This window comes from Allorhizobium sp. DMC15 (genome assembly GCF_056314065.1).
The window spans coordinates 17,707-42,113 of the sequence record NZ_JBQUZB010000007.1; the positions used below are offsets into that span (position 1 = coordinate 17,707).

Genomic DNA, 24,407 nt, shown 5'->3' on the forward strand with positions numbered 1-24,407 from the left:
GCAAGCCCCGCTAGTGGGCGAAGCCTCTGCCTTCGTTCTCGAAGGATGTGCCCCCACATCCGGCGGAACGAAGGGGGAGGGCGCAGCCCGCTCCCGTTAGGACGCCGATCGGGTCATGGGGCGGGAGGAAGGAAAAACGGAAGGTTTGCCGGCCTGACGGCGAAAGCCGTTTTTCCTGACGAGCGACAGCGCTTGCGCGCTTGCCCATTGGCGCGATCGGCGACCTATCGTAAGAGCGGTACAGGGCAAGGTAGATGGGCGGTCGATCCTGGCCGCTCCTTTGGGATGCGAACCGGCGATGCCGGTTCTCCGCCTTCTTATCCGAGTTATAACACGATGGATCTGCCCGCTGCGCTCCGAGTGATGAGCGCTCCGCTCCTCGGGCAGCTCTCCATTCCAACCTGATTCAACGTATCGATAGCGGCAGCAGCATCCCGCTCGGATCGATCGGCGCCAGTCCGAGATCCGAGGAAGACAATGAAGAACATCGGAGCTTTCAGCATAGCGCCGCCCCTCCTTCAGGGGCGGGAAAGCGGGAATTCTCGACACGGTTTTGACGGATAAAGGGAAGCCGCAGGAGGCTTAGCATAGCGCCGCGAAGCGGAAGCCGGGACCGACTTACCCCGCCAAAACCGTTCCCTGCAACTACAGTCTACGCGTTGCATTCATGATGGAGTGGGCAATCTGGAACAGCTGCTCAACGGTAACGGCCAAGTCAGCTGAGGCTTGCTGCATCTCTGCAGCTTATTCCTTGAGCCACAAAGTTGCGAAGCAATTCGCTTACGGCAATGCGCTAACTGACAAGACTCATCAAAATCCACTCATCGCCTATACCTATCTGCCCCCAATCCCCCGATCGCTCACCTACGAATACCTGGCACCCTTTCATCAGAGTATCCCGGATTGCAAACGAAGTGCCGGGCCCACAACGAACCCTCGTGTCATCAGCGGCAACGATCCTCCTGTCGACCGGTTCGACGTAACGGGAATAGACCCAATGCTGCTTTGAGTTAGAAACTTTCAGCCATCTGTTCGTCTCGCCGAAAATTCGCACAATGCTACCAACTTGCAGTGGAGCCTGATCTGGCGCCAGTGAAGCGGCGGCAGTTGCATCGATGCGAACGTTAAGTGGATCGGGAGAGCGAACGCGTCCATACCGCTGGGGTTCGACCGTAATCGAATTCCCCATGGCGGCCTGAACCAACGGCAGAAAATTTGATTGGCAAGCTGCAACTGTGTTTCCGCCGAAAAAAGCCGAGCCAGGACAGCTTTTGGTTATACCTGCACCATCGGTGCGAGCTCCCGTGTTGAGATCAAACCAATGGTGATAAACAACGTTGTTTGTAGTCACCGGATTAAGATTAAAGCGCGTCGCTAGCGCGCCCGTTACCTGTACAATCGCATCACTCTGAACGGCAGACATGACATCTTTTCCAGCATCGAAGTTCCCCACATTCTCGATGCATATCGAACCTGCGTTATTTCCGTAAATACACGCTGGCGCAGTGTTCATCGGTCGACCTGTCACAATCATTCCGTCCGGAAAAATCGAAAAATGCTGACCAATATCGGACCACCCATTTCTGCCTACATGGTGCTCTTTCATGCTCTTTTGCATTTCGAAATGATTAGAGCCCGAGAAACTAGCGTAATTAGGACTCCATGTATGATGTTCCTGAATTCTGGTAATCATACGCGTAACTGACGTTACTGAAATCCAAGATTTGAACTCGGCGATGGATAATTTATCAAAACCATATTTTGCATTCATTGGACCATCCCCAACAATCCGACAAATTCACCACATGAACAACATCGCTTTCTTATCATATTGTTCAAAAAATAATATTCAAAAGTTTATAACAAAAAAACTAATACTCCAGAACAATACTAAGATCTAAAATATCGCAATCGTATTCTAAAAACCTATAATCGCCGCCAACTTAGATGCAGCTAGAACATGGCGCGAGCCTTAGCCGTCATGAGTTCGTTAGAGTCAGCACCCCACGCCGCTTGATAACAATTCCTAACAGTGCTCAACCACGCCTTGCCTTCGGTCATCCCGATTCCTCCGTTCGCTAGGTATTCCTCCCGCGTTGTCCCCTGTATTCTGGCATACCGGCGGGCTTCAGCCACGTCATCCCACGTGGCTCCCAGTGCGGCTGACAGTTGGTACTCGCTCAGCGGCGATGTGGGCCAGGAGGGGCTCCAACCAACCAGCCGGACAGTCACCCCGTCATAGAAGGTGTATGCCGTATATATTGGGGTCATATTTTCCCAGTGGACGCCCCTTACAACAAACTGAAAACCTGATTGCTTCTGGCAATGGGTGACTAGTTGTTGGGCTTTTTCCCTGGAGTAGCTGCCCAGTACCGAAACTATTGCCGTGTAAACCCATCTGGCAATCTGCTCCGGCTCCGGGTCCAGCAACGCTACGGCACCCGTCTTCTTGGTACCATCGGGGTCGATCTTTGAGTAACGGAAATGGCGAACCGGGTAGCTTTCCCATCCATCTATGGAAATTGGTCCCAGGTCTGTACTGTGGAGATCGTACCCATTCTTATCCCTGACAAAACTTATGAGATCACTTAGATTGCTCATGGAGGGCCCGATCGACACAGTATTGTTTATCATCTTACGGCATGTATAATGTAGCTCGCAGAGGATGAATTTTCGATCTGCAATTATGCATTTACATATCTAATATGTAAACAGTAGCTGGCGTCGAGGATTAATAAATTTTCACGATATTTCAATAGCAAAATTTGGCAGGCGTAGTGGAAGGGGGCTTCTGTGGCAACTATCTGTCGTAAACGTTTGATGCTTGCTATAAGGCCAATGAGGCCTTGGCTTACGATATCTGAGATCGTCTTATTCTGTTCTGACTTTTTGGCGCAGAATGGGTTGCGATCATACGCTGAAAGCTGTCGCGTTTGGTTAGCCGGCCTTTCGACGATCCTATGGATTTTGTCGTCTCTCTCAGCAAATGCGCTTGACCGCACCTGCGCGCCAAACAAAATCACTGGCAAAACCACCCCTGGACGTCTTGAGATCACTGAGTTTGCTATTACTCAGCGTCCCATTGACTGCCCGGATGCTGACAAGCATCTCGGACTGTCGATACCTGCCAGTCCTAACCAGCCAATCTATTTCTGGCTCAGGCTCGAGGGTGATAAGTCTTTTTTAGACGGACTAAGGCGCGATCAGGCATTTACAGCTGCGCTTCACCGAAAGGACGACTTCGTCGAGCAGGACTCCGATCTGGTACTGGATAGACGTTGGATTATCAAAAGTTCGGCACAGGGGGAGGCGCTAGCAAACGGGGGCCACTTCGACTGGAGACTATATGCCGCTGCTGTCACATATCTAGTGCCGGGCACCTATGCCTTGAAGTTGAAGTTTGGCGGGATCGACATCTGCCTCAATAGCGGTAACTGTGACATTACCTTTGAAGTGGTCAGAAAATGAGCAGCGGCGACGAAGATCAGGGCGAGAAAAAGAATCTGTCGACCGATCCGGCCAACCCTGTTCAGTCTGGCACCCAACACGCGAACAGCGATAACGGCCTCCCTGATCAGTCCGCCAATGCCGTCCGAACCCATGAAGCGGATAATAGCGGGGATGACAGTTCGAAAATGGCCGATCCCACCAATTCGGATGACGTTGAGGGAAAGGAAAAGCCAGAAACGACGACGAATCAGGAAGAGGGGAGTTCTTTGTCCGGTGACAAAGATCACGTTGAAACGAAAGCTGACTCTGAATCAGCCACTCTAGGTGACAGTTCGCATCAAAATCAGACTGGCGCACCGGCGAATGAAACGCAAACTGAACAGGGCAATCCTCAAAACGACAATGGCCACGAACGAGCCCCGTCGGAGGGAATCAGCACCACAGACGAAGCGAACCTGTTTCAAGATAGGGAACTTAGCGCGCCAAAGCAGGGTGCTGCAAAACACGAACACATTATGTTGGTTCGAGAGGCTGAGGACTGCCAGATACTGGTATCCTACCTTGCCCGGCAGAAAGAACCCAATCTAGTCGGGAACGGCGATCGTGCTGAGTTTATTGAAGTTCCGCGACAAGTTCTATCGGGCACATATTCTGTGGCCGACGTGGTGCTACTTCACAGCATCACGCGCGAACTCCACGCCGCCGCCTACCCCGCTACCGCGCAATCTATTCGAGACAGTCGGTTTGCAAAACAATTGGGAATACTGGAGGAAGCACGCGGGAAAGGAGATTACCAGTACCCAGTGATCGTCATTTTTGGTTTTGCAGCATTTCTCCTGACCTTTCTCTTCGGGCTGTACGTCAGTTTCACCGACGCCGTTGTTGGGGATTATCGAAAGGCGGTGGTCGAATATCAGGACATTACTCAAAATCAGTTCAAAGGAACTCGACTAGAGTATCTATTGCAATCTAAGGCAGGCGAGTCTCCTTCGCTTGTGTCCGAAGCTCTCGCCCCAGAAGACGGTAAGGACAATATGTCTGAGGACTTCGAAACCAGGGTGCTCAAGGCACCGGGTGAAATAACCGATGCAAACGTCGTGAAAAGAACCGCACTCGCCCAGATTTCGCAGGAATTGGCCGTTCGAAAAACGCTACTCCGTTTTGCCACATTCAATTATGTACCAGCAGACGCGATATCAGGGGGCGTAGGCGGCGGAGCATCGCTGATGGATGAGAGCGCTCTGCACTTTCAGACCTACGTAAACAAGGTCATCACGGCCTTCGCTCTGCCCATCAGCGCCTCGATTGTTGGTGCTTTTGTTTTCATCCTGCGCGACCGGACTAGGCGTCAGGACAGTGTGTCCCTAGTATCACACCAGACTGCGGGTTACTGGCCGCGTATTATGGTTGCGATAATCGCCGGGATAATCATCGGGTGGTTTTCCGGAAGAGATTCTAGTGGCGTCCTGGCGACGCTTACGCCCGCGGCGGCGGCTTTTGTCGTTGGTTACTCCCTAGAGATATTCTTCAATCTCTTGGACTCGATCAAAACGGCGCTGGGCGTGAAAGACGCATAACAGTCTGGATTCCTCTCCCTTCGCAACCGCTCAACTCGACTATTCTCCGTTGTCCGCTTCTTTCGCTCTCCTTCTTGCCAACTAACTTGTTTAACGAGCCGCTACGGTCGTTCGCCCATCTGCTCACCAGCTATGGTCACTTTCACAGGTGCATTTGCCCTGCGACAGAAACCGCTTCAAGCTCCATCCGGCTCCCAAGATGTAGGGTGGCCGCCCAAGAGAGTAGTGCCCGCAATTCAGCCGCAGCACGCTCACTCTGGCTCCGACATTCTCCAGCCGTCCTAGCAGCCGTTCGGACAGGCCCGGCAGAACAACCGTATCCCTCGATGCCAGGATGACATGAAGTTCGAGACTTGGCCGCGCCAGCCTGTCAGCATGGTTCTCGAGATTTAGTGGTGCCCACGCTCTTTGCAGCTGGGCAAGCGAAAGATGCGGCTCGAGGCTTGCCCGAATCGATCTGGTTGCGCGACCGGTCCAAACCATTTCGGCAAGACTTCCTGCCGCGAGGAAGAGCGACGCCCGAGAAACGGCGGGCTCATGTGCCGCGACCAGTCCAGCTATCCAGGAACCAAGGCTCATCCCGAGAACGGAAACATCCCGATACCCCTCGCGCGTCAGCCAACGAATGAGCTTGCGCCCATCCCATACAGCCTGTCTGACGGCTTGCATCGTGCGGCCGAGATTGGCGCTGAGCATGTAATCCGCATAGAGCGAGCCGGGCCGCTTGCGCTCCAAGTGGTAGGGCATGGCGATCTCGATGACCGTGATGCCTTGCCAGGATAGGAACCCGGCAATCTGCCGGTTCCGACTGGTCGCGTTCCAGTGATGGAAGATCACCACCGCCTGATCGCGTTTTCCGCTTTCGGTGATCCTGGCCCACACGATGTTGTTTTCGGCAACATCGGTTGCAACGTCTGAAGGGAATTTCAGCCAGCCATCCCGCAGCTCGAAGCTATGATCGCTTTCATCAGCCGGCTCAAAAAAGTCCGGATCAGCGGCGGCCGTTTCCCCGAGAACGCAAAACTCCTCCACCGTTTCAGCCGCCCACATGCCGGGGAATGCACGATCCGCGTCCAGAATGAGGTCTGTAACCGTCTTGGCCTCTTCGCCGCGTTGGGCTCGGCCCTCGTCCCAACGATCCAGCCATTTATGAAACATGGCTGTCGCCTCCTATCTGACGGGTGCGCCAAACTGGCACGAACGCCGGATCGAAAAGACCATAGGTCGCGATCAGCCCTGCAACGAGCAGCAAGACCGAGAAACCATCGAATGCGTCGATCAATATGTATGACACGAACAACAGACCGATCACCGCGGACATCTTCCACAGTTGCGCCCGGATGCGCAGATCGTCACCCAAGCGGAGTGCCCCATACAGAAAGACGCTGCAGGTCGAAAGCACGACGAGCAGGCTGCTATAGTGGGTGGGCATGATGTAATCGAAGCTTCGATCTCCATCGTCGTAATTTGCCAGCGCAGCCCACACGTCGCGAACCAGCCATGTGACAAAATCAGGGCCTTGTGAAGCAAGATAGGCGCTCTGTGCCTTCATGCAGATGGCGGCAAGGACGACGAGGACGGAGCATCTGAAGACCCCCCGCATGATCCGCAAACCGATTTCACTGACATCCGGCCCGTGACCCTGCTCGCCCCGAAGCGTGGTTTCGCGTTTGAGCCTCCATAAATCATGGAGGATTGTGTGCAGCAGGATCAGGCCGGCAAAGAGAAGATAAAAGCTGACGGACATGTAAAGGTAGGCAAGGGCGGTAAACACGATTGCCGCCGGCGTCGACAGGATATCGGGTCTGGTGATCCCGATCGTTCCCCAGCTTGGGGCAAAATCCTGCGCTTGCTCAAGCAGCGGGATGAGCTGCACGCCGATCCATTGCACCACACCTGCGAACAGAACGCAGATGACGAACACTGCCCAATAGGTGTGAGAGTTGGCCTGCAGATTTCGCGCCCAGGCTTCGCCGCTTTTCAGGCGATCAACCTCTGCCAAGAGCCGGAGACGGCCATCATGCTTCCAGAAAACCAGAAGCTCGATGACGATGGTAAAGAACAGCGGCAACAGCACCATGAACAGGAAGGTCCAGTTCGGAGCCCAGAGAAAGCCAACCTGCTTTTCGATGCCGTCTTCCCGCATGTAGGTGATGCTGTGGATGCCGAGGATGTAGGACAAGAACCCCAAGGCAGAAGAGCCGGCAAATATCGAAGCCGGCAAGTTCAGATCCGAGCGTTCAGCAAAAATCGCTTCCGTCTTGATTGCCAGACCCGATCGCTGCGACGGCATTGGTTGGAGGTCGACGGATAGCAGTGGCGTCACCTGCACCGAGTTATCACCTGAATCTGGTGGTGGCATGTCGGGCACGCGAAGGGCAGCGACATTGCCGGCTTTCTTGTGCTCGCGTCGCTTGGCCGCCAGGCGCGCTTGGGCTGCAGTGAGCTCTTTCAGCCACTCATTCGTTGCCTCACGATCGTCGCAACCAAAGATGCGGGCAAGCCAACGAATGTTGGCCGGGCTGATGCCTTTGTCGTTCTCCTGAAACCAGAGCTGGACGGTGCGAAGATCCACTCCGACACGGTTTGCGTCGATCTTTGAGATCGCCTCCGCCAGCAGCTCCGGGGTCCACGGGCCTTGGGGAAAACCGTCTTCACCCAACAGGCGTCCTGCACCCGCAGCAGCCATTTTCTTGAACAGTTCCTTGAAATCGCTTGCATCAGCAGGGGGCGGAACAAAAATCTTACCGTTTTTTTCCAATGACTTACAGCCCAAGATTTCGTCTTGTTTCGTATCCTATCGTGCGTTGTGGACGATTTGATGGTCTGAGACGATCCCCAATGCAACTAGATCGGTGAGGCATCCGCCATGCTACTGTCGTCATCCAGTTCGCGTTCGTCCCCCGAAACAGTTGCGGCTCGATGCAACAAACAGGCACGGGCATTACCGACGCCCAGGAAAGCGGGAACGGAGATCGTAGCCAGTGCGACAAGAGAAGGACCCTCGCTTCGTGAGCTGATCGATCAGCATGCAGCCGCGGTTCAACGGGGGAAAAAGGCGAAAGCGCGTCGCATGGCAATCCTCAATTATCAGCCGAAAGACGACGGAGAAGCGAAGCTGAAGTTGACCTATCTTGCGGCCTATCTGATCGCGACGAGAGGCACGCTCACGGCTCAGGAAATGCAGTCGGTCTCTAACACCACCAGAAACGGGTCAACCGTTTGACGTCCAAATCCTTGCCCCTTCGTCTGCGGTAGCAATCGGGCGGGAGGGGAGCCGAGGGGAGGGGCATGGGCTCCCTTCGGGCGAACCGCAGCCAGCTCGATGCTGCCAGGTTCGCAACGGCCAAAACGGTGAGGGGGCCGGTACTTCCAAACCAGCCCCGCAACAAAGCGTCCGACCATTGGCAGCGTACCAATCCTAAGCGCTCGCCAAGGCTTGGCGGCGTCGGCGTTCCCGCTTCTTTTGTCATGGCGATGATGGCGTTCTGAGATAGCCCCTCGATCTCATAGCCAAAACGGCGCGCGCTCTCGATGATTGATTCAAGGCTTGGGTGCTGCTCAAGAAGCGTCCCGAACCACAGCGCGTATTCGTCGGTTTCCTCATCGGGGAAAGCCTGCAGAAAGAAGGTGCGCAACGGCGGATCATAGCCGATTACCGCATTCTCGTCGGTCTCTCCGTCGGTCTTCACGGTCACGGTGTAGCGGCTCAATGGTGTCCCTCCTGATGTCGGGCCGTATCGAAATGCGGCCAAGGTCCTATTTGAACAGCGGCATTGACCGCTTGTTGGTCAGGCTGGCGCGCTCGGTCTCAAAGCGGTAGCCGTCCCAATCTTTCCATGCTTCCCAACCTGTTGCGGTGGCGCGTCCATACCAGACGCGCACCCTGACCTTATCGTTTCCAAGGTTCTCGACAACCTGAGCCGTGTGGCTCCCCCCTAACCCGGAGGGCGTGTCGAACACCTCAACGCTTCTGCGCTGGCCTTTGCTTTTCATCGCTTCGCCTCCTACAGCCGGAAATGCGGAACTAAGCCCTGATTGGCTCGGTGGCTTGCCAGCGCGTAGGCGCAAGCCTGCGCCAGCAGGTCGGGGTTTGCGGTCATGCCCGCTTTCGCTCGTCCCTTGATGTCGGCTTTCAAGTCTTCGTCAGTGGTCCCAACGTGCATGGTTCCGACAATCCAGCGCAGTTGCGCATAGGGGATCTCATCGACACGCCGAACAGGCAGGGCCGAAATCAGGCCCTTGCGCTGGCTGGCCGCCTCTCCGGCTTCACTCGCTTCCTCCTTGGTCGGGAAATAGGCTTTCACAAGCTGGCGGCGCTGCGCGTCGGCAGCACTCATAAAAGCCTCTGAGTTGTCTTCTTGGGTGTAAAGGCTCCAGTCGGCGGCACTGCCGCCGAACATGGCGTCGCCTCGGCCGGAAAACTCCATGACTGTAAAAATCTGCTCATTCATGTGGGGATCCTCTGTTTTCCCGGGCTGATCAAGCGGCGCTGTCGGCGCTGATCGATTTCAAGACTAGACTTGCCGCATAGCGTCCGGCCTCGTTCAAGTTGCGCTGCCAAGCCCCCTGCGACGGGGACCAGCGGAACCCGTGAGATTTCAGGGTGCGCCGCGTCTGTTCGTCCGGCTTGCCGGGAAACAGCAACTGAATGCGGGCCATGTCGGTATTTTCCTTGACCGTGATGGCTCCTGCCTCCGTCTCGACGTCCTCGGCGCGGTCGCCGCGCTTCTTCATCGCAGCAAGCGAAGCGAGGCGGGTTTGCATGCGGCGCAGTTCGGCGCGGGTGTTGGTGGTGGAAAAGCCGCGTCGGTTCTGCCATGGGGCAAGGGTAACGCCATGCGATGCCCTCTCCTCGTCCATGCTGGTTTCTGCCACCACACGGGCCAGAATGTCGGCTTCGCTCGCCTGATCCTTCTCCATTCGGCGAATGATGACATTCGCCCGTTTCATCCGGTCGATGGACACTGCCAGGTCTTCGATCCGCGAGGCGATGCGCTGCATGGCGGCCGGATCGCCTGAGCGGATCGGCTCGTCATCGGCCCCATTGGGAAACGCCTTGCGTTTCACCGCCTTTTTCGCAGTCGCGATATGAGCCGAGATGTCAGCACGGCGGGCGTCTGATACACGCATCCGCTTTTCGTTGCGGGCGACGGGAAAGCGGGCAGGACCGGTGATGAACCAGTTCATGCAACGGCCTTCCGCTGCCCAATACTTGGCGGTGATCTCGACATGACGGCGGGCAAACGCCTCTAGTTCAGCGTCCGGCAGGGGCAGTTTTGCTTGCTCCCACAGCTCCACCATGTAGGCAGCAAAGCCGTTGAGGCGCTCTGCCAGCCCCTCCAGTTCGGACAGGGTGCGCCGCTCCGGAAAATGCGTGAGGGCATGGAAGCTATATTCGATGTCCTTCGCCGCGATGGTCGCGGCAAAGGTTCCGGCGAGAATGGACAGGGTGCGGTCCTCGACAACAGCGATGATCATCGGACCACCCCCGCCATAACAGTTGGGTGGATGCGGGTGATGCGGGTCTGGAACCCTATCAAAGCGCCGCCTAGAATAACCCCATGGGAAGAATGCTCGTCCGCCTTGGTAAAGACCGGATCAAGAACGGGCTTGCAGACGTTCAGGCGGGCTGCTGCTTCTTCAATACTGATCTGCGGCGACAGGACATGCGAGCCGTCCAGACTGGCAAGAACGATCTTTCCGGCCAATGGCTGCGGGTAGCCGTCAAAGACAGTGAAGGCGGTCAAGCCATCGCGCAAACCCTCCTCATCGACGATAAGAACGTGGTTCGTGTCGAATGGCACCACCTCGACAAGCTGGCATCCAATCAGCCCGTAGGTCTGAGAGAACGCGCTCGGTGCTGCGACCTCTGCGGCTTGAATGTTCCCGGCTTCCGGGTCCAGCAGGTAAACGGTTGCGGTTGTGGTCATAGTTCTCACCCTTTCTCCATTCCGCGAAGCGGTCTTCTCATGCCCATCGTGGGCAGGAGCCCCGCTCCTGTTCCCGAGTTCGCGCGGAGCAGCGGGGGAGAGGGTGGCAAGGGGATAAAAACGGAGGGGGTTCGCCCGCCCGAGGCAAAGCCGAAGGGGCGTCGCGTCACCGGCGCTCCTGCACGAAAGCGCTGCCCCAAGGCTGCGCAAAGGAAGGACGGGGAAACCGTTTTTTCCCCTTGTGAGGGAGAGGGGGCAGCGCTCCTCTTTCCCTCATCAAAGAGACAGACAGGACGCCTCCGGCGTCACTGTTTCATCCTGGCCGAGACCCGGCAAACCGTGCTGATGCTGATGACTGTGAAGAGCAGTAGGGGAGGGGAAAGGCCGCCCCGATACGAGGCAGGGCGGCCTCCGTAGGCACATGACAGAAAAGGGCTAGAGATCTGCCACGACCTGACCTGATAAGCGGGCAATATGGGTCGATTGCGGAAAGCTGTAAATGTTCCGAACCGATTTTTGCCCAAGATGCATGTGATTGAAGGCGAAGCCGCAGCGCAACCGATCGTAACCCGGATGGGCGGAGACAGCGGCTGCTGGCTCCGTGCCGAAGGCATAGAGCGGGGTCGCCAAGCGATGCGCCAAAGCAGCCATTCAGGGTAGACTTTCGAGGCACCATCTTTAATTGTCCCGGAGGAACAACGATGAAATTCCAGTGTGGTTGGTGGCAATGGCAGGTTTCGGACTCGAGCAGTGGGTGAGCGATCTCGGACTTGAACGCGTTGACGACCCAAGCAGAGATCATTCGATCTATCGCAAACGGCTCGACGGAAAGATCATCGACCTCAAGGAACTGGATCTGCTTGTCGCGCAAAGGCTCCGTCACCTGCGAACCGACCGACAAATTGCGCAAGCCAAAGTCGCGACCCTCCTGGGCGTAAAGGAGGCAACCTACGCCCGCTATGAAAACGCCTCATCCTTGATGACCGTCGGACGCCTGCTCCACGTGTTCGAGGTCCTCGATATCACTCCGGAAGAGTTCTTCGATCCTTTCATCAAAGAACGGCCCCCTCAATCCGAAGGCAACTCACAGGTAGCAGAGAGAAACAAGCTGATGGAAGAAACGGTCGGCCACCTGCAGAAGCTCGACGAAACGGCCTTGAAGATGGTGCATGACCTTGTGCTTGCCATGGAGCCCCGGACGATCGGAAGGCAGAAAAGGAATGGCGCGGCGAAAGCCGCGCCATGACACTCAGCGGGTTAGGTTTGGTTTCCGCCGCGCGCCGGCCGCCTTCGGCGAACAGCCGGCGCTTATGCGGCGTCATTCTGGCCCTTCTGGCGGAGCCGCTCGTATCGGATCGATCGGCGCCAGTCCGAGATCCGAGAAGAACAATGAAGAACATCGGAGCTTTCAGCATAGATGGGCTAATCGGCTTCGTGCCCCATCCCATCCGTAGGGAGTAAGGGGCTGCACCACACTGCCGATGTTACAGTCGCTTGTCGGAAAACAGGCACAACCATCATGCAGAGGAGCGCAGCCATGAAACACTATGTCGGCCTCGATGTCTCGGTCAAAGAAACGAGCGTCTGTATCGTCGATGAAAGCGGGAACCATACCGCGAACGGAAGGTAGGATCTCATCCGCAGGACCACGTAGCAATCCTGAGCGATCCAGCATTCAACATCGAGAGGGTAGGCGTTGAGGCTGGCCCATTGTCCCAATGGTTGTTTGAAGGCTTGGCAAACGCGGGCTTACCCGTCTTGTGTATCGAGACGCGCCATACCAAGGCATTTCTGGACGCCCTGCAGCAGAACAAAAGCGACAGGAACGATGCACGCGGCATCGCCCACGTGATGCGGGTCGGCCTGTTCAAGGACGTGCGTGTCGGCCTTGCCGATAGCCTAATGGCGCGTGCAAGGGCGTTCAGTTCAGCATTCACCAAAGCCCCATCTGAGCATCAAGCTCGTTCCATTGCCATGACCTTCAGTGTCTCTTCGCGGATGTCTGCGAATATCTCACGCTTGTATGCGGTGAAGGCCGGATCGGTGACAATGTCGAAAGATCGCGGCCGCCCCAAATCGATGGCAATGTCCTTCTTGACCCGGCCCGGACGGCTAGCGAGCACGATCACCCTATCAGCAAGGAAGATCGCTTCATCCACATCGTGCGTGACGAACAGCACCGTCACCTTATGGTCTTCCCAGACTTTTAACAGCAATTCCTGAATCATGCCGCGGGTCTGGGCATCGAGCGCGCCGAACGGCTCGTCCATCAGCAGGATCGACGGCTTGTAGACGAGCGCACGTGCGATCGCCACTCGTTGCCGCATGCCGCCAGAAAGCTGCCTTGGATAGGCGTTCTCGAAGCCGGACAGGCCGACAGCCTGTATGAAGTGTGCCACTAGTTCGGTTTTCTCGGCTTTCGCCATGGTGCTCTTTTCCAGGGCGAAGCGGATGTTTGTCTGCACAGTCATCCACTCGAAAAGGCTGTAGGACTGAAAAACGAAACCGCGGTTGCGTCCTGGCCCGGTGACTGGAACACCGTCGATCCTGATCTCTCCGGAAGTCGGCTCATCGAGCCCGCCGACCAGAGCGAGGAGTGTGGACTTTCCGCACCCCGACGTGCCGACAATTGAGACGAACTCGTTCTCACGTATATTGATGTCCATGCGCTCGATTGCCACCAGCGGCATTGCATTCACCCGGAAGGTCTTGCCGACGCCATCAATGGCGACTTTCGGTTTGATGGGGGTCTGGTTCACTGGTCGTTCACCTTGTTTGGCTGTTCCAGCGGAACAGCGATTGGCCACTTTTCTTGAACACAAAGTCCGTCAGCAGCCCCAGAAGTCCAATGAACAGCGTGCCAAACAAAATCGTATCTGTTGCCAGGTAGCGTTGCGCGTCCATGATGCGCCGTCCCAGCCCTTCGTCGGCGGCCACCAATTCAGCGACAACCAAGTAGGTCCAGGTCCAGCCGATGGTTATTCGGAACGTGTCCCATATGCCAGGCAAGGCTGCCGGCAGGATGATGCGGCGAAGGATCTCGCTGTTGCTGAACCCCAGCGTTTGGCCGGCGCGGATTAGGTTCATGTCGATGTTCTTGACATTGTCCATGATCATCAGCGACTGCTGAAAGAAGGTGCCGAGGAAAAGAATTAGAATTTTCTGCGCATCACCGATTCCGGTCCAGAGGATCGACAGCGGAATCAGCGCCACAACAGGCATGTAGCGCATCGTCGAAATTAGAGGTTCAAACGAACCCTCTATAATGCGATAGTTGCCCATCAGGATGCCGATCGGCACAGCGACCATCGTCGCAGCCAACCAGCCGACAGCGATCCGGTAAATGCTGATAGATCCGTCGGCAACGAGAACGCCTTCCGAAAGTTGACGCCATCCTTCCATCACAACGGCCTGGGGGCTCGGGAGAAAGAGCGGGCGCACGAAACCAAGTTCGGTAACCAGCCACCAGGAAAACAATAGCAAAGCCGGAATCGCGAAGCCTGCCGCCGAAAAGATGCTGCTCGGTATCTCTTGCCTTAGCCTGAGCAGATCCCGCTTCGGCTTGTGCCGGGAACGGATGGCTTCAGGTTGGTGCTCGTGACTGCTCATTGGAACCCCCATCGCATCAGGCTTGCGGCACTCTTTGCCAAAGCCGCCAATTTATGCCTATTTCGCAACTGCGTTGAGATCGTCGAGCGCCAATATATCACTAGCGGCAGGAATTTTCTCGATCTTATCAGGCGCGGTCGCCCGCATGATCTCGCCGATCTCATGAATAGTCGCCTGGAAATCGCGTTTGAGAATTTCCTTGTTCTCGGCCACGTTGTAGAGGCGAACTCCCTTGAATGCCGGTTCGAACTCTTTCATCGGGCTGCCGACGGCCTTCGCAATGAGTGCGCCGCCTTCCGCCGGATTCGCTCGGATGAAGTTGATGGCGTCGTCCCAGGAGCGAATGAGGCCCTGCACTTCTTTCGGATGTGCTTTGATCCATACGGATGAGCCGCTGAGCAGGTCGCTGATCAGCCCGGGCTTTTTTGCAGCCGTAAAGATCACCATATAGTCGTTGTCCTGAGCTAGCGCAGTGGAGATGTAGGGCTCGTAGGTGACCGCCGCATCGACGTGGCCGGCGATCAAGGCTAACCCCGCCTCTGAGGCGCCCATCGGCACGTGATCGATATCGGCGATGGTCATGCCGTTTTGTTTTAGCGCATAGTTGATCAGAAGGTCGCTGGTGGAGCCGCTTTCGAAGGCCACCTTCTTGCCCTTCAGGTCGGCGATCGAGCGGATGCCCTTTGCGGCCAGGACCGCATCCGCCTCGAAGGACACGTCCATCACCAGGAAGCCTTTCTGATCGACACCCCGGTTGAAGTTGGCGATCATCCCGTTGGTGGCGCTGGCGATGACGTCAAGATTGCCGCTGGCGAGCGCGGCTGTCATGTCCTGGTCCCAGTTGAACGTGGTCAACACCACGTCGATGCCATTTTTCTCGAAAAAGCCCTTTTCCTTAGCGACCCAAAGCGGGCCATAACCCAGCCAGGGCTGCAGTCCGAGCTTGACGGTATCGGCGCAGGCAGCGTTAGCTGTTGCCGATACCAACGCGGCTATTAGCACAAGTCTCTTTAGCATTGTGGTTCTCCTCATGAGGTTGATTTTCCCGATTCCCGAGTCGTTCTCGCCGTGTGTGGAGCCGAGAGGCGATTGAGCAGATTGAGCGTAATTTTCCCCACGTCGTTCATGCCGTTGGCGGCTGGCAGCGCGCCGCACCAGCCGACCGAACTTGCCGAGAAGACAAAGCCGCCTGCGGCAAGGTTGCGTAAGGTCATTTCCGCGCGGGGACGGCTCACACGTTCAGGATCTCCGCCCTCGTACCAGCGTCTTGGATGGTGAACGAAGCTGTCGGGGAAGTCCGTCGCACATGCGATGATGATTGTGTCCCTAGAGGTGCCGAGGGCCGGACTTGTAGCATCCACTTCGTAGCCGGCAGCCGCACCCAGCACGATGCCAGGCGACCCGAAGGTCCAATTATCAACACCCTCGAACAACCAGGCGCATCCTGCCTGATAACTTTCGTCCGTGCGCGTGGAAGGGCGTGCGCCATCGAAGCCCATCAGGGAGATTGCCGCACCGATCAGCGAGAATTCGCCACGGCCGCGGGATCGGAGATAGCCTCCCGGCTGGTTGGTAATTGAAAGCGACTGCTCGGCGATCGGACTGTCCCCTGTGCGCCTGGCCTCCAGCGGTAAACGGCGCAGTTCCATCAGATCATCCTTGGAGGCGACAACGCCAGCAAAACCTTTGTCACCAAGATAGGCGATGCTGCCACCTTCGGTCACGAACTGCCGCAGTGCCTGCTCGATCCCAATCGACGTGTATTCAGGATGACTCCCGGTCACGATCGCTCGATAGCCGTGCAGTCCATCGATGCCGCCTTCATGCAAATGATCCGTAAGGCCATCGAAAACGAACCCATTTTCATGGCAGAATCTGAGGAAGTGCAGATCGACTGGGAGGTTGTGCGGGCAGCCGCAGAGCGGATAGGCAAAGTCGTCCTTCGGCTTTTTGTAGGAGCAGATCGACACGCCACTAAGATTGGAATGGTAGTCGTAAAGCGAATTAAGGTTGTTGGCGATTGCGAAGCGATGCCCGCGATCGTCGCATTTCCATTGATAGAGGTGGTTAGCAAGACATTCGTCAGCATAGGCAAGATAGGTAGCGGTTGGCACGAGATACAACAGCAAAGACAAAGCCCGTGAAGAGTTGACGAAGAACACCACACGTTCATAGCCAACCTCCCATTCAACTTGGAATGCGTAGACGCCTGAGTGAGAGTTTTCAGGAACCGTCACTCGATGGGATGGAGGCCACTGAAGTAGGCCGATCTCGTCATCATGGCAATGGATGGCATCGTAGTGCGTTGCCGCTAGCCTAGGATCAAAGCTCGAACCATTTCGGCGGGCCGAAGTTATGCAGATGGCCGGCTGATTCACCACGTCGAGACGCAACGGATCGGCCCCGCCTGACGACAGGATCGGCTCCCTCGGCAAGAGTGTAGGGAAATCCCAAGCAAGGAGGCCCTCAGACGTGTCAGGCCGGATCGCTGCAAATTTCGCATTGAGGTTCGGCTCGTTTCGGGATGCGCACGCGCCGAGATGGATGGCGTGGCTTTGTAGGCGCCACGGGTAGTTGCCGAGACACCGATCAAGTTCATACGGTACGAGTAAGTCGTGGGAATTGATGCACAAACATAACTCGCCGCGTCGATGATCGAGTTCGACAGTCAGCCACACTCCAAGCGGCGCTTTTTCTTCGGCAAGCAGAACGTCGTCGCCGATGTCTAGGACAAATGCCCCGTCGCGCAGACACAACCTCAGAGAGCCGGCTTCCAGAACGGTCCGCGACCCCGGATTGCCAGTGAGGAACAATTCGAAACGAATAGCGTGGACAGATCGCTTGGCGAGTTCGTCGGCCGGCACGCGCAGGAATGAACCCTGATCGAACTGCCTATGCTCGGCTGTTTCAAATATCGCTTCGATCGGCCAAGCCGGAAATTCGGTAACCGGCCTAGCTAGCCGGGAAATCCGCGTGTTCTTTATTGGCAGATCGCAAGACAGACTGAGGTTGATCTGTTGGCCCGCCTTGGCACTCCAAGGGACAGTGTAGCCCACCGCGTTTATCGCGCCATGATCCACTGCGCGTTTCATTGCCCGCTCCCGATGAATTTAGGCGTGAGAGGGCGGCCCGCGCAGTATCGATCCGATCGTGGCAAAACGCTCTTCATATATATCGCTCTGCTGATACGCCTCACTCTGCTGCAGACTACTTTCAAACAGAGGAATGCCGGGGTATATACCCCCTTTGGGGTAGATTCTGTGTTATGTATGTCGTAGGCAGACTGTCTTGCGATGCGAAATACCCGGCGAGGCTCGAAGGAATCGTACGACCCGCGGCGAGTTCGCGTGCAAGATCCGTCACCGTCTGCTCACGTACCGCATAATCCGCAATCGCTGCTGCCGGGATGTCGGGTTGATCGCGGCGTTCGTCACACTGAATATACCGTATTTTGGATGCACCATTCACGGATCTCGGCTAATATGTTTTGGACGGAGTCGGTTCTGGCTATCGCGATGAAGGATGCGACACGGCTTTCGGCACTGTCCGCGACAGCAAACAGGTAGCTCATCATGCCCTCGCCCATCCTGGCCTTCAGGCAATTGGTAAGATGAGACGGCCAAAGGAAGCTGCCATTGCTGCGGTACATTCCGTCAGCATGGAATAGCTCGTGTTCCTGATAGCGCTCGACAACAACGTTAAGTGAGATCGACTTTTGGGAGAGGATGGGTCGACAAGAATTTTCGCCCCCGAGGTCGTCGCAAACATTTTCGAGGGCGCCTTCGACACAGCGTCGCCCGTGCGGCTTCAGGAAGCCGGACCCGGTCGAAATGCCTGCATTCGTAAAGAAGATGTTTACGTGACCATATCGGCGGGTCACCTCGTCGATAGCCCTGCGTAGTACATGGCGATCGGCAACGCAGGGGCGCGCAAATAGCTAGCCAGGTTGTCCAGCAAATTCTCGGTTTATGTCGACAGTGGCGACATCTGCTCCATTGTCGACCATTGCCTCTGCATAGGCTCCACCGATTCCGGTCAACGCGAATCAACGCGATCTTCTCACAAACGTCGAAAAAGAGGTCAGCTTTCAGGGCACAGACTTTAACGTCGCCAATTCAATCACCCCAGTGGCAGTGCAGTCCGGCGCGGAACGCGACACAGAACTATTTGGCAACTCCAACTCCAGCCGAACAGCGACTATCCCATTTGGGACCATAGGAGGCGCTCCCGTTAGGATTTATGGTTGGACCCAGTTGAAAGTCTCCGACCATAGACAGGCCCATATTCATGTTTGAAACGCTCAGCTTCCGGGATGAACAGGCGATAGCAGAGGCCATCGCGCCGAGAGCGCAGAAGGTAGCGCCCAATCTGGAGGAAGACGTGAGGCGAGCGTATGCGTGCGTTGAAGAGACCGGAGAGCAGGCGATCCTAGACTACACGAGGAAGTATGATTTCGCAGAGTTCGGTTCCGAAAGCATTTTCATAGCCCCCGCCGAAGTCGATCAAGCCGTTGCCAAGTTGAGCCCAAAACTGTTATTGGCTATAGAGAAGTCGGTCCATAGCATAGCTGCGGTCAACAAGCGGATCATGAAATCCCTTGACGATTGGAGTGTAACGCTGGCCGAAGGGCACACCGTCGGCGAAATGGTAACCCCGCTGGAGACCTGCTTTGTCTGGGTGCCGGCGCGCAAGGCAGCCTTGATTTCTACCGCCCTGATGCTGTGTGTGGCGGCGGCTGAAGCCGGCGTCCGCCGCATCATATTAGGGACTCCGCCGACGGCCGACGGAACCCCCAATCTCAACACGATCGCAGCCGGGAGGATCGCCGGCGCAACGGATTTCGTCTGCGGTAACGGCCTTGCGCTCATCGCAGCGGCCGCCACGGGCAATTGGCGGTTTTCAAGGGTCAACGCCATTCTGGGACCTGGACCCCAGGCCGTCGCGCTGGCAATGCTTCAAGGTGCGAAATACGGCGTCGCGACGCAGCCAGGCATCGGCCCTTCCGATTCGCTCACCATCTTCGAAGGCCCTCTCGACGATGAAAAAGCATCGTTGCTCGCGCGTAATTTCCTGACCGAAATCGAGCATGGCCCAGACTCTTACGCATATGCCTTGACGACCAACGAGCAGGCCGCCGAGAAGCTCTCGCGGGCAATCGACGACAGGCTCGCCTGCATCCCGAAATATGCTGATCACTATGGCGCTCTCGCCAAGCGAAGGCAGGCCGCCATTATTGTCTTGCGGGGGGAGGAAGACATCATTCGGTTCACGAACGAGTTTGCGCCGGAGCACCTTTCCTTATTCATGGAGCCCACTTCGAGCGGCCGATACATCCATAGGATCAAGACGGCTGGAGAGATACTCGAAGGCCATTTCACACCGTTCGTAGCCGCGAACTACTGCATCGGTGTGACGGCTGTGCTGCCGACCAACGGATTTGCGCGCTCTTATTCAGGCATCACAGCCAGGAACTTTGTGCGCTTTACGTCTTTCGCGAAACTGGAGCGATCGGCGCTTCAAGGATTATATCCTACGATCGAGGCAATTGGCGAAGCCGAATGTTTGCCCAACCATGTGGCAGCAGCGAGGATCGACTAAACGCCATGGCAGGTCAAACTTATGTGATGGAAAAGGGCTAAAAGGTTCGCGAGCTCGTTGGGTCGACCAACTTCGTAGACCGAAATACCTAGATTGGTCGGATAAGGTACAACGGGCCGGTCAGCACCGTAAACAAGTGGCATTCAACTTTCGCGGAAATAGTCCTGCACATTTCGGGCTGAGGCTCTGTCGTTGCCGGCAAGTGAGTTAAGCATTGCTTCGTCGTTGACCGCGAACTGACGATATTTTCGATCTGCCTGCCGGCTTCCGACAAGGCCGACTTGACGATGGATGACTTATGCAAGGAGGTAACATGAACGACACCGCAATCTCGCCACTGCGCCATCTGTATTTTTTCGACGATCTTTCCTATCACCTTAAGAGAATAGCAGCCGAACAGAACATCGACGAGAGAAAGACAGAAAAGGTCCTTTCTGACGTGTGGGACCTCATATTGGAGGCGATGAAGTGCCTCGATCACAGAAAGGTAGACTTTAACCTGTTCAACTGGGATCACGCCTGCGCCCAATTGGCAGACGAATTGAACACCGACAGGAAATTCTACGATATCATTGTGTCGCAAGGCTGCAACGGAGAATATGCCCTTGCCAATCTGAACGCCACCTATATCCGTAGTTTCAATGAGGATCTGTCCGCACATTGCGTGAACGTCCGTCTCGCGCACATCTTGGACGATCCGACCGACCCCTTCTATTCTTCTTTCAAGATTGGATGCAGCCGCGGCGCGCCACTCGACGATCAAATCGCCGTGGCGACTGATCTCGCCCGGGAAATCGCGAAGGTACGGAATTCTTCGGTCCGAATCGCAGTCTTCGACGACTGTATCCAGACCGGCGAAGGGACAAAATATGTCGCCGAGAAGATTCGGCAGCAACTCGGCAACGACATCGGCTACAGCTTGGATCTGATCGGCTTCATCGGATGTGAAGCGGTGATGCGGCGTTTCCGTGCCTCTGGCTATGATACCCACATCGGCGTTTTGCTCAGGGGGAAAGCCTACCCCGAGGCCTGGGCCTGGGACGTCTATTTCCTGAAGGATCAAATCATCACGAGCGCCGTGCGTTTCGCCGACGGCACCTCTGTACCTTACATGGCTGGCGGATGGTACGACAAGATTTTCGCTGGGAATCCAGCAAGAGCGACCGAGGTTTTCCACCAGATCCACGAGGTGCTTTCCGGATCGGGATTCCAGCAGCATCTCGAAGCCATGTAGGCCATCCGAATACAAGGCGGCAGGCCCCTCGTCTCATTTCCACGCACCAGGAAGACCAGAACCCAATGTCAGTACTCGATCCACTAGCGAAACGTTACACCGACGACGTCAGAATCGTTAGCGCTTCCGGCGCATGGCTCATCGATCAAAAGGGACGGAGTTGGCTAGACATGGTCCTCGGCTCATGTTGCCAGGTCCACGGTCATTGCCATCCCTATATTACGGAGAAAATCGTCGCATCGGTGCGGACGATGACCAATGTCGGGGATCGAGTCACCGCCGACCTCGACCCCCTCGCCAACCGTATTCTACGGCACACGCAAAAGGAGTGCCTGCGTTTTGTCAGTTCGGGCTCGGAAGCAGTGCAAGTCGCCTTGCGTGCCGCACGGGCATCATACCGAGACAAACGTTCCAAGCTCATCAGGTTCACTGGCCACTATCACGGTTGGCTTGACCATCAGATCACGAAATTCACGCCCGAGCGGTATTCCAAGTTTGGCATCGACCTCAACATCCTCGATGATACAATCCAGGTCGAGTGGAACAACCCAGAAGCCCTTGAAAGAGCGTTCCGGACGTTCGGCGAACAGGCCTATGCCGCAATCTGCGAACCCACGCTTTGCCATTCCGGCACTATTCCTGCAATGGATGGCTTCCTGGGGAAGCTACGGGAACTTTGCGATAGATATGGCGTTCGACTGATCTTCGATGAGTGCATCACCGGCTTCAGGCTGGGCTTGGGCGGCGCACAGGCCCATTACGGCGTGACCGCTGACGCTTCCTGCTATTCCAAGACGCTCAGTGCCGGAATTCCGCTCGGGATCGCATGTCTTTCAGGGCCATGTGCCGAAGAATTCGAGCACGAGCGGGCTTATCAGGCCGCAACGTTCGACGGAAATGCAGTAGCGGTGGGAGCCGCAACAGCCGTCCTCGACCTTCTGGAACAAGGCGAATTCTACGAAACGACGAAATTAACCGCCGCCGTGATCCAGTCGGGCATGTCGCAAATTTTGGCAAAGCATGGCGTGGCCCACTGCTTCCAGGGCCATTCCCAAGTCTTCCAGATATTCATTACGGAACAGCGATCGATTCGGTCGTGGGAGGAATTCGCCGAATACGTGGACATCGAACGGTATGTCCAGTTCGTCGACGCCCTTAACGACAACCTCGTCTATGCCTATCGCGGCGACCTTCAGCCCGAGCCCAAACGGAGGTGGTATTCCCAGTTTTTCCTCTCGAGCGCCCACGGACCGGCCGAGGTGGACTTCTTCCTGAGCGCCGTGGAGAAGGCCGCAGATCATGCTTGGTGCTAACGTCGAGACCGTCGCGCAAGGTATCGCCCGCTGGGCGAGCGAACAGAACATTCGGCATATATTCGGCGTCTCTGGGGGCCGGATACTTCCGCTCATCAATGCGTGCTCGCGGATGCCGGAATTGGATTTCATCCATACCAAGCACGAATGTGGAGCAGCGTTCATGGCCGATGCGACGGTCAGGTTCGGAAAGCGCAAGCTAGGCATCTGCGCGACGACATCCGGACCCGGTGCCACCAATCTGATCACCGGTGTCGCCGCCTCTTACGCCGATTCTATCCCCGTGCTGGTCATCACTGGGCAGGCGGAAACCGGCGAATTGGGCAAGGGCGGCATTCAAGAAGGAAGTGGCGTTGCGCGCTCGCCCGACATACGCTCCATGTTTAGTCCGATTACCAAGGCAAGCTACCGGCTCGAGTCCGCGGGACAAATCGGCGCGTCGCTATCAGAGCTGCTGGACATCGCGACGTCGGGGCGACCGGGACCCGTTCATCTGGATTTGCCTTTCGACCTTATGGACCGGGCCGGGGCTCTAGGCCCCAGGCAAGAAGATGAGATTACGCCGCAGCCTGCGCCAGTCGACCAGAAAACGATCGATGAGTTCGTCTCGCGATTCAAAAATTCGCGGCGCCCTGCGATTGTCGTCGGCCAAGGCATTCGATCCGTGCCATTGGAGCTTTTGCGGGGCTTGGCCGATTCCGGAATAGCGATCACCACGACGCTCGGCGCGAAGGGTGCGTTGGCGGAAAGCCATCCGAGCGCACTCGGAATGATGGGGTGCTATGGCCAGGAAGTCAGTGCAAGATATCTGATCGAGTGCGCCGATTGCATCGCCCTCATCGGGACGTCCCTCCAATATCTGTCAACGACCGGCTGGCACCCCCGTTTTGATGCAGCCGATGTCGTGCATGTGGATCTCGATCCGATCGAATTGGAAAAAGCACGACCTTCATTGCGGACCAGGCTGAGGGCCGATGGTGTCCGAATGCTGACGGAACTGTTTAAAGTAGTCAAAGCCAGTGGCCTGCAATGGGATGAAACCCCGAAGATTGTCGGCGAATTGCGGGAGGAATTCGGATATTTTCCAGCGCATTACAACAGAGGCGCCGGCGCGCGTGCGGGATATCTACATCCCGAGAAGATATTTTCTTCTATTTCGCGGCTGGCCGCTAACTTCCCTCTAGTAGCGGATTCGGGAGAGAATGCCTATTGGATGATGTTGTGTTGCCGAAGCGAAAGCCCTACCTTCTTCGCCAATTGTTTCTGGGGTGCCATGGGCTACGCGATACCGGCGGCCACAGCGATGGCATTAGATCAAGGGCGGCGAGCTATCGCGATTGTCGGTGATGGCGGCCTGCTCATGACAGGTACCGAGCTCCATACCGCTGTTGCCAATGCCGCGCCGCTCACTGTGTTCGTGCTCAACAACCAGAGCTACGGCACCCAGTACCATTGGCAGCGCGATCACTTCGACAAGAAGCCATACGCGACGAGCATCGACAATTTTCAGGTCGGCGCTTTCGCTATGTCGATGGGAGCCCAATACAATCGGATCAACGATGAGGCCTCGCTACTTTCGTACCTTTCCGACTTGGAAGACCAGGCCGGAACTCACGTTGTCGAGCTATCTGTCGATCCTGAGATTAAACCGACCCAAAACTCGTTCTCAAGATTGAAGAAGTAAGCAGAGAGA

19 protein-coding genes and 2 pseudogenes are annotated in these 24,407 nt (G+C 56.3%); 8 read left to right on the forward strand and 13 right to left on the reverse strand.

The features are described 5' to 3' along the window. Positions 1-793 precede the first annotated feature (793 nt). Together ACT53S_RS22175 and ACT53S_RS22180 are read right to left on the reverse strand one after the other, a co-directional pair. On the reverse strand, positions 794-1,771 hold the full coding sequence (locus ACT53S_RS22175; protein ID WP_476068618.1) for an N-acetylmuramoyl-L-alanine amidase: 978 nt from the start codon (positions 1,769-1,771) through the stop codon (positions 794-796). Positions 1,772-1,953: 182 nt separating this feature from the next. Then, a complete protein-coding gene (locus ACT53S_RS22180; protein WP_476068619.1) occupies positions 1,954-2,601 on the reverse strand; it encodes a hypothetical protein in 648 nt (215 codons plus the stop codon). Positions 2,602-2,967: 366 nt separating this feature from the next. Between ACT53S_RS22180 and ACT53S_RS22185 the strand changes: the two genes are divergently transcribed. After that, on the forward strand, positions 2,968-3,468 hold the full coding sequence (locus ACT53S_RS22185; protein WP_476068620.1) for a hypothetical protein: 501 nt from the start codon (positions 2,968-2,970) through the stop codon (positions 3,466-3,468). Next, a complete protein-coding gene (locus tag ACT53S_RS22190) occupies positions 3,465-5,027 on the forward strand; it encodes a hypothetical protein (protein WP_476068621.1) in 1,563 nt (520 codons plus the stop codon). Before ACT53S_RS22185 ends, ACT53S_RS22190 begins: the two co-directional genes overlap by 4 nt. A gap of 123 nt (positions 5,028-5,150) precedes the next feature. Here the strand turns inward: ACT53S_RS22190 and ACT53S_RS22195 are convergent, their stop codons facing one another. The 7 genes from ACT53S_RS22195 to ACT53S_RS22225 form a co-directional block, all read right to left on the reverse strand. Beyond that, positions 5,151-6,185: an alpha/beta fold hydrolase gene (locus ACT53S_RS22195; protein WP_476068622.1), complete on the reverse strand. Its 1,035-nt coding sequence runs from the start codon at positions 6,183-6,185 to the stop codon at positions 5,151-5,153. Continuing rightward, positions 6,175-7,788, reverse strand: a complete 1,614-nt coding sequence (locus tag ACT53S_RS22200; protein ID WP_476068755.1) for an RcgA family putative transporter — start codon at positions 7,786-7,788, stop codon at positions 6,175-6,177. Before ACT53S_RS22200 ends, ACT53S_RS22195 begins: the two co-directional genes overlap by 11 nt. Before the next feature lie 433 nt (positions 7,789-8,221). Then, the gene (locus ACT53S_RS22205; protein WP_476068623.1) at positions 8,222-8,740 is read right to left on the reverse strand and encodes a hypothetical protein; all 519 of its coding nucleotides are present in this window, start codon (positions 8,738-8,740) and stop codon (positions 8,222-8,224) included. Positions 8,741-8,786: 46 nt separating this feature from the next. Beyond that, the gene (locus ACT53S_RS22210) at positions 8,787-9,023 is read right to left on the reverse strand and encodes a hypothetical protein (protein WP_476068624.1); all 237 of its coding nucleotides are present in this window, start codon (positions 9,021-9,023) and stop codon (positions 8,787-8,789) included. An 11-nt stretch (positions 9,024-9,034) separates the two neighbouring features. Then, the gene (locus ACT53S_RS22215; RefSeq protein WP_476068625.1) at positions 9,035-9,481 is read right to left on the reverse strand and encodes a hypothetical protein; all 447 of its coding nucleotides are present in this window, start codon (positions 9,479-9,481) and stop codon (positions 9,035-9,037) included. Positions 9,482-9,509: 28 nt separating this feature from the next. After that, positions 9,510-10,508: a hypothetical protein gene (locus tag ACT53S_RS22220; RefSeq protein WP_476068626.1), complete on the reverse strand. Its 999-nt coding sequence runs from the start codon at positions 10,506-10,508 to the stop codon at positions 9,510-9,512. Continuing rightward, on the reverse strand, positions 10,505-10,960 hold the full coding sequence (locus ACT53S_RS22225) for a DUF3846 domain-containing protein (protein ID WP_476068627.1): 456 nt from the start codon (positions 10,958-10,960) through the stop codon (positions 10,505-10,507). The genes ACT53S_RS22220 and ACT53S_RS22225 overlap by 4 nt, the downstream gene beginning before the upstream one ends. 712 nt (positions 10,961-11,672) lie before the next feature. Between ACT53S_RS22225 and ACT53S_RS22230 the strand changes: the two genes are divergently transcribed. Beyond that, positions 11,673-12,206, forward strand: coding sequence for a helix-turn-helix domain-containing protein (locus tag ACT53S_RS22230; protein ID WP_476068628.1), 534 nt, complete (start codon positions 11,673-11,675; stop codon positions 12,204-12,206). 291 nt (positions 12,207-12,497) lie between these two features. Beyond that, positions 12,498-12,874, forward strand: a pseudogene (locus tag ACT53S_RS22235) (IS110 family transposase); the annotation flags it as partial. Positions 12,875-12,915: 41 nt separating this feature from the next. Here the strand turns inward: ACT53S_RS22235 and ACT53S_RS22240 are convergent. The 4 genes and pseudogenes from ACT53S_RS22240 to ACT53S_RS22255 all read right to left on the reverse strand — a co-directional run. Further along, a pseudogene (locus ACT53S_RS22240) lies at positions 12,916-13,593 on the reverse strand (ABC transporter ATP-binding protein); the annotation flags it as partial. Between the two features lie 133 nt (positions 13,594-13,726). Further along, on the reverse strand, positions 13,727-14,569 hold the full coding sequence (locus ACT53S_RS22245; RefSeq protein WP_476068629.1) for an ABC transporter permease: 843 nt from the start codon (positions 14,567-14,569) through the stop codon (positions 13,727-13,729). Between the two features lie 57 nt (positions 14,570-14,626). Beyond that, the gene (locus tag ACT53S_RS22250) at positions 14,627-15,586 is read right to left on the reverse strand and encodes an ABC transporter substrate-binding protein (protein WP_476068630.1); all 960 of its coding nucleotides are present in this window, start codon (positions 15,584-15,586) and stop codon (positions 14,627-14,629) included. A gap of 11 nt (positions 15,587-15,597) precedes the next feature. Beyond that, positions 15,598-17,661 (reverse strand): N,N-dimethylformamidase beta subunit family domain-containing protein, encoded by a 2,064-nt coding sequence (locus ACT53S_RS22255; RefSeq protein ID WP_476068631.1) that lies wholly within the window; start codon positions 17,659-17,661, stop codon positions 15,598-15,600. A 1,195-nt stretch (positions 17,662-18,856) separates the two neighbouring features. On the opposite strand from ACT53S_RS22255, the gene hisD reads away from it, so the two are divergent. From hisD to ACT53S_RS22275, 4 genes are all read left to right on the forward strand, one after another. Then, positions 18,857-20,167: a histidinol dehydrogenase gene (gene hisD, locus ACT53S_RS22260; RefSeq protein WP_476068632.1), complete on the forward strand. Its 1,311-nt coding sequence runs from the start codon at positions 18,857-18,859 to the stop codon at positions 20,165-20,167. Positions 20,168-20,480: 313 nt separating this feature from the next. Next, positions 20,481-21,401, forward strand: coding sequence for a hypothetical protein (locus ACT53S_RS22265; RefSeq protein WP_476068633.1), 921 nt, complete (start codon positions 20,481-20,483; stop codon positions 21,399-21,401). A 65-nt stretch (positions 21,402-21,466) separates the two neighbouring features. Continuing rightward, positions 21,467-22,714 carry an aminotransferase class III-fold pyridoxal phosphate-dependent enzyme gene (locus ACT53S_RS22270; RefSeq protein ID WP_476068634.1) on the forward strand — a complete coding sequence of 416 codons (1,248 nt, stop codon included), beginning with the start codon at positions 21,467-21,469 and terminating at the stop codon, positions 22,712-22,714. Beyond that, the gene (locus ACT53S_RS22275) at positions 22,701-24,398 is read left to right on the forward strand and encodes a thiamine pyrophosphate-binding protein (protein ID WP_476068635.1); all 1,698 of its coding nucleotides are present in this window, start codon (positions 22,701-22,703) and stop codon (positions 24,396-24,398) included. Before ACT53S_RS22270 ends, ACT53S_RS22275 begins: the two co-directional genes overlap by 14 nt. Positions 24,399-24,407: the final 9 nt, after the last annotated feature.

Bases quoted from the DNA above. Each gene is read 5' to 3' on its own strand.
- ACT53S_RS22245 (WP_476068629.1), bottom strand. From the start codon at position 14,569: ATGAGCAGTCACGAGCACCAACCTGAAGCCATCCGTTCCCGGCACAAG.
- hisD (WP_476068632.1), top strand. From the start codon at position 18,857: ATGTTTGAAACGCTCAGCTTCCGGGATGAACAGGCGATAGCAGAGGCC.
- ACT53S_RS22225 (WP_476068627.1), bottom strand. From the start codon at position 10,960: ATGACCACAACCGCAACCGTTTACCTGCTGGACCCGGAAGCCGGGAAC.
- ACT53S_RS22190 (WP_476068621.1), top strand. From the start codon at position 3,465: ATGAGCAGCGGCGACGAAGATCAGGGCGAGAAAAAGAATCTGTCGACC.
- ACT53S_RS22220 (WP_476068626.1), bottom strand. From the start codon at position 10,508: ATGATCATCGCTGTTGTCGAGGACCGCACCCTGTCCATTCTCGCCGGA.
- ACT53S_RS22175 (WP_476068618.1), bottom strand. From the start codon at position 1,771: ATGAATGCAAAATATGGTTTTGATAAATTATCCATCGCCGAGTTCAAA.
- ACT53S_RS22265 (WP_476068633.1), top strand. From the start codon at position 20,481: ATGAACGACACCGCAATCTCGCCACTGCGCCATCTGTATTTTTTCGAC.
- ACT53S_RS22180 (WP_476068619.1), bottom strand. From the start codon at position 2,601: ATGAGCAATCTAAGTGATCTCATAAGTTTTGTCAGGGATAAGAATGGG.
- ACT53S_RS22250 (WP_476068630.1), bottom strand. From the start codon at position 15,586: ATGCTAAAGAGACTTGTGCTAATAGCCGCGTTGGTATCGGCAACAGCT.
- ACT53S_RS22195 (WP_476068622.1), bottom strand. From the start codon at position 6,185: ATGTTTCATAAATGGCTGGATCGTTGGGACGAGGGCCGAGCCCAACGC.
- ACT53S_RS22270 (WP_476068634.1), top strand. From the start codon at position 21,467: ATGTCAGTACTCGATCCACTAGCGAAACGTTACACCGACGACGTCAGA.
- ACT53S_RS22215 (WP_476068625.1), bottom strand. From the start codon at position 9,481: ATGAATGAGCAGATTTTTACAGTCATGGAGTTTTCCGGCCGAGGCGAC.
- ACT53S_RS22210 (WP_476068624.1), bottom strand. From the start codon at position 9,023: ATGAAAAGCAAAGGCCAGCGCAGAAGCGTTGAGGTGTTCGACACGCCC.
- ACT53S_RS22275 (WP_476068635.1), top strand. From the start codon at position 22,701: ATGCTTGGTGCTAACGTCGAGACCGTCGCGCAAGGTATCGCCCGCTGG.
- ACT53S_RS22255 (WP_476068631.1), bottom strand. From the start codon at position 17,661: ATGAAACGCGCAGTGGATCATGGCGCGATAAACGCGGTGGGCTACACT.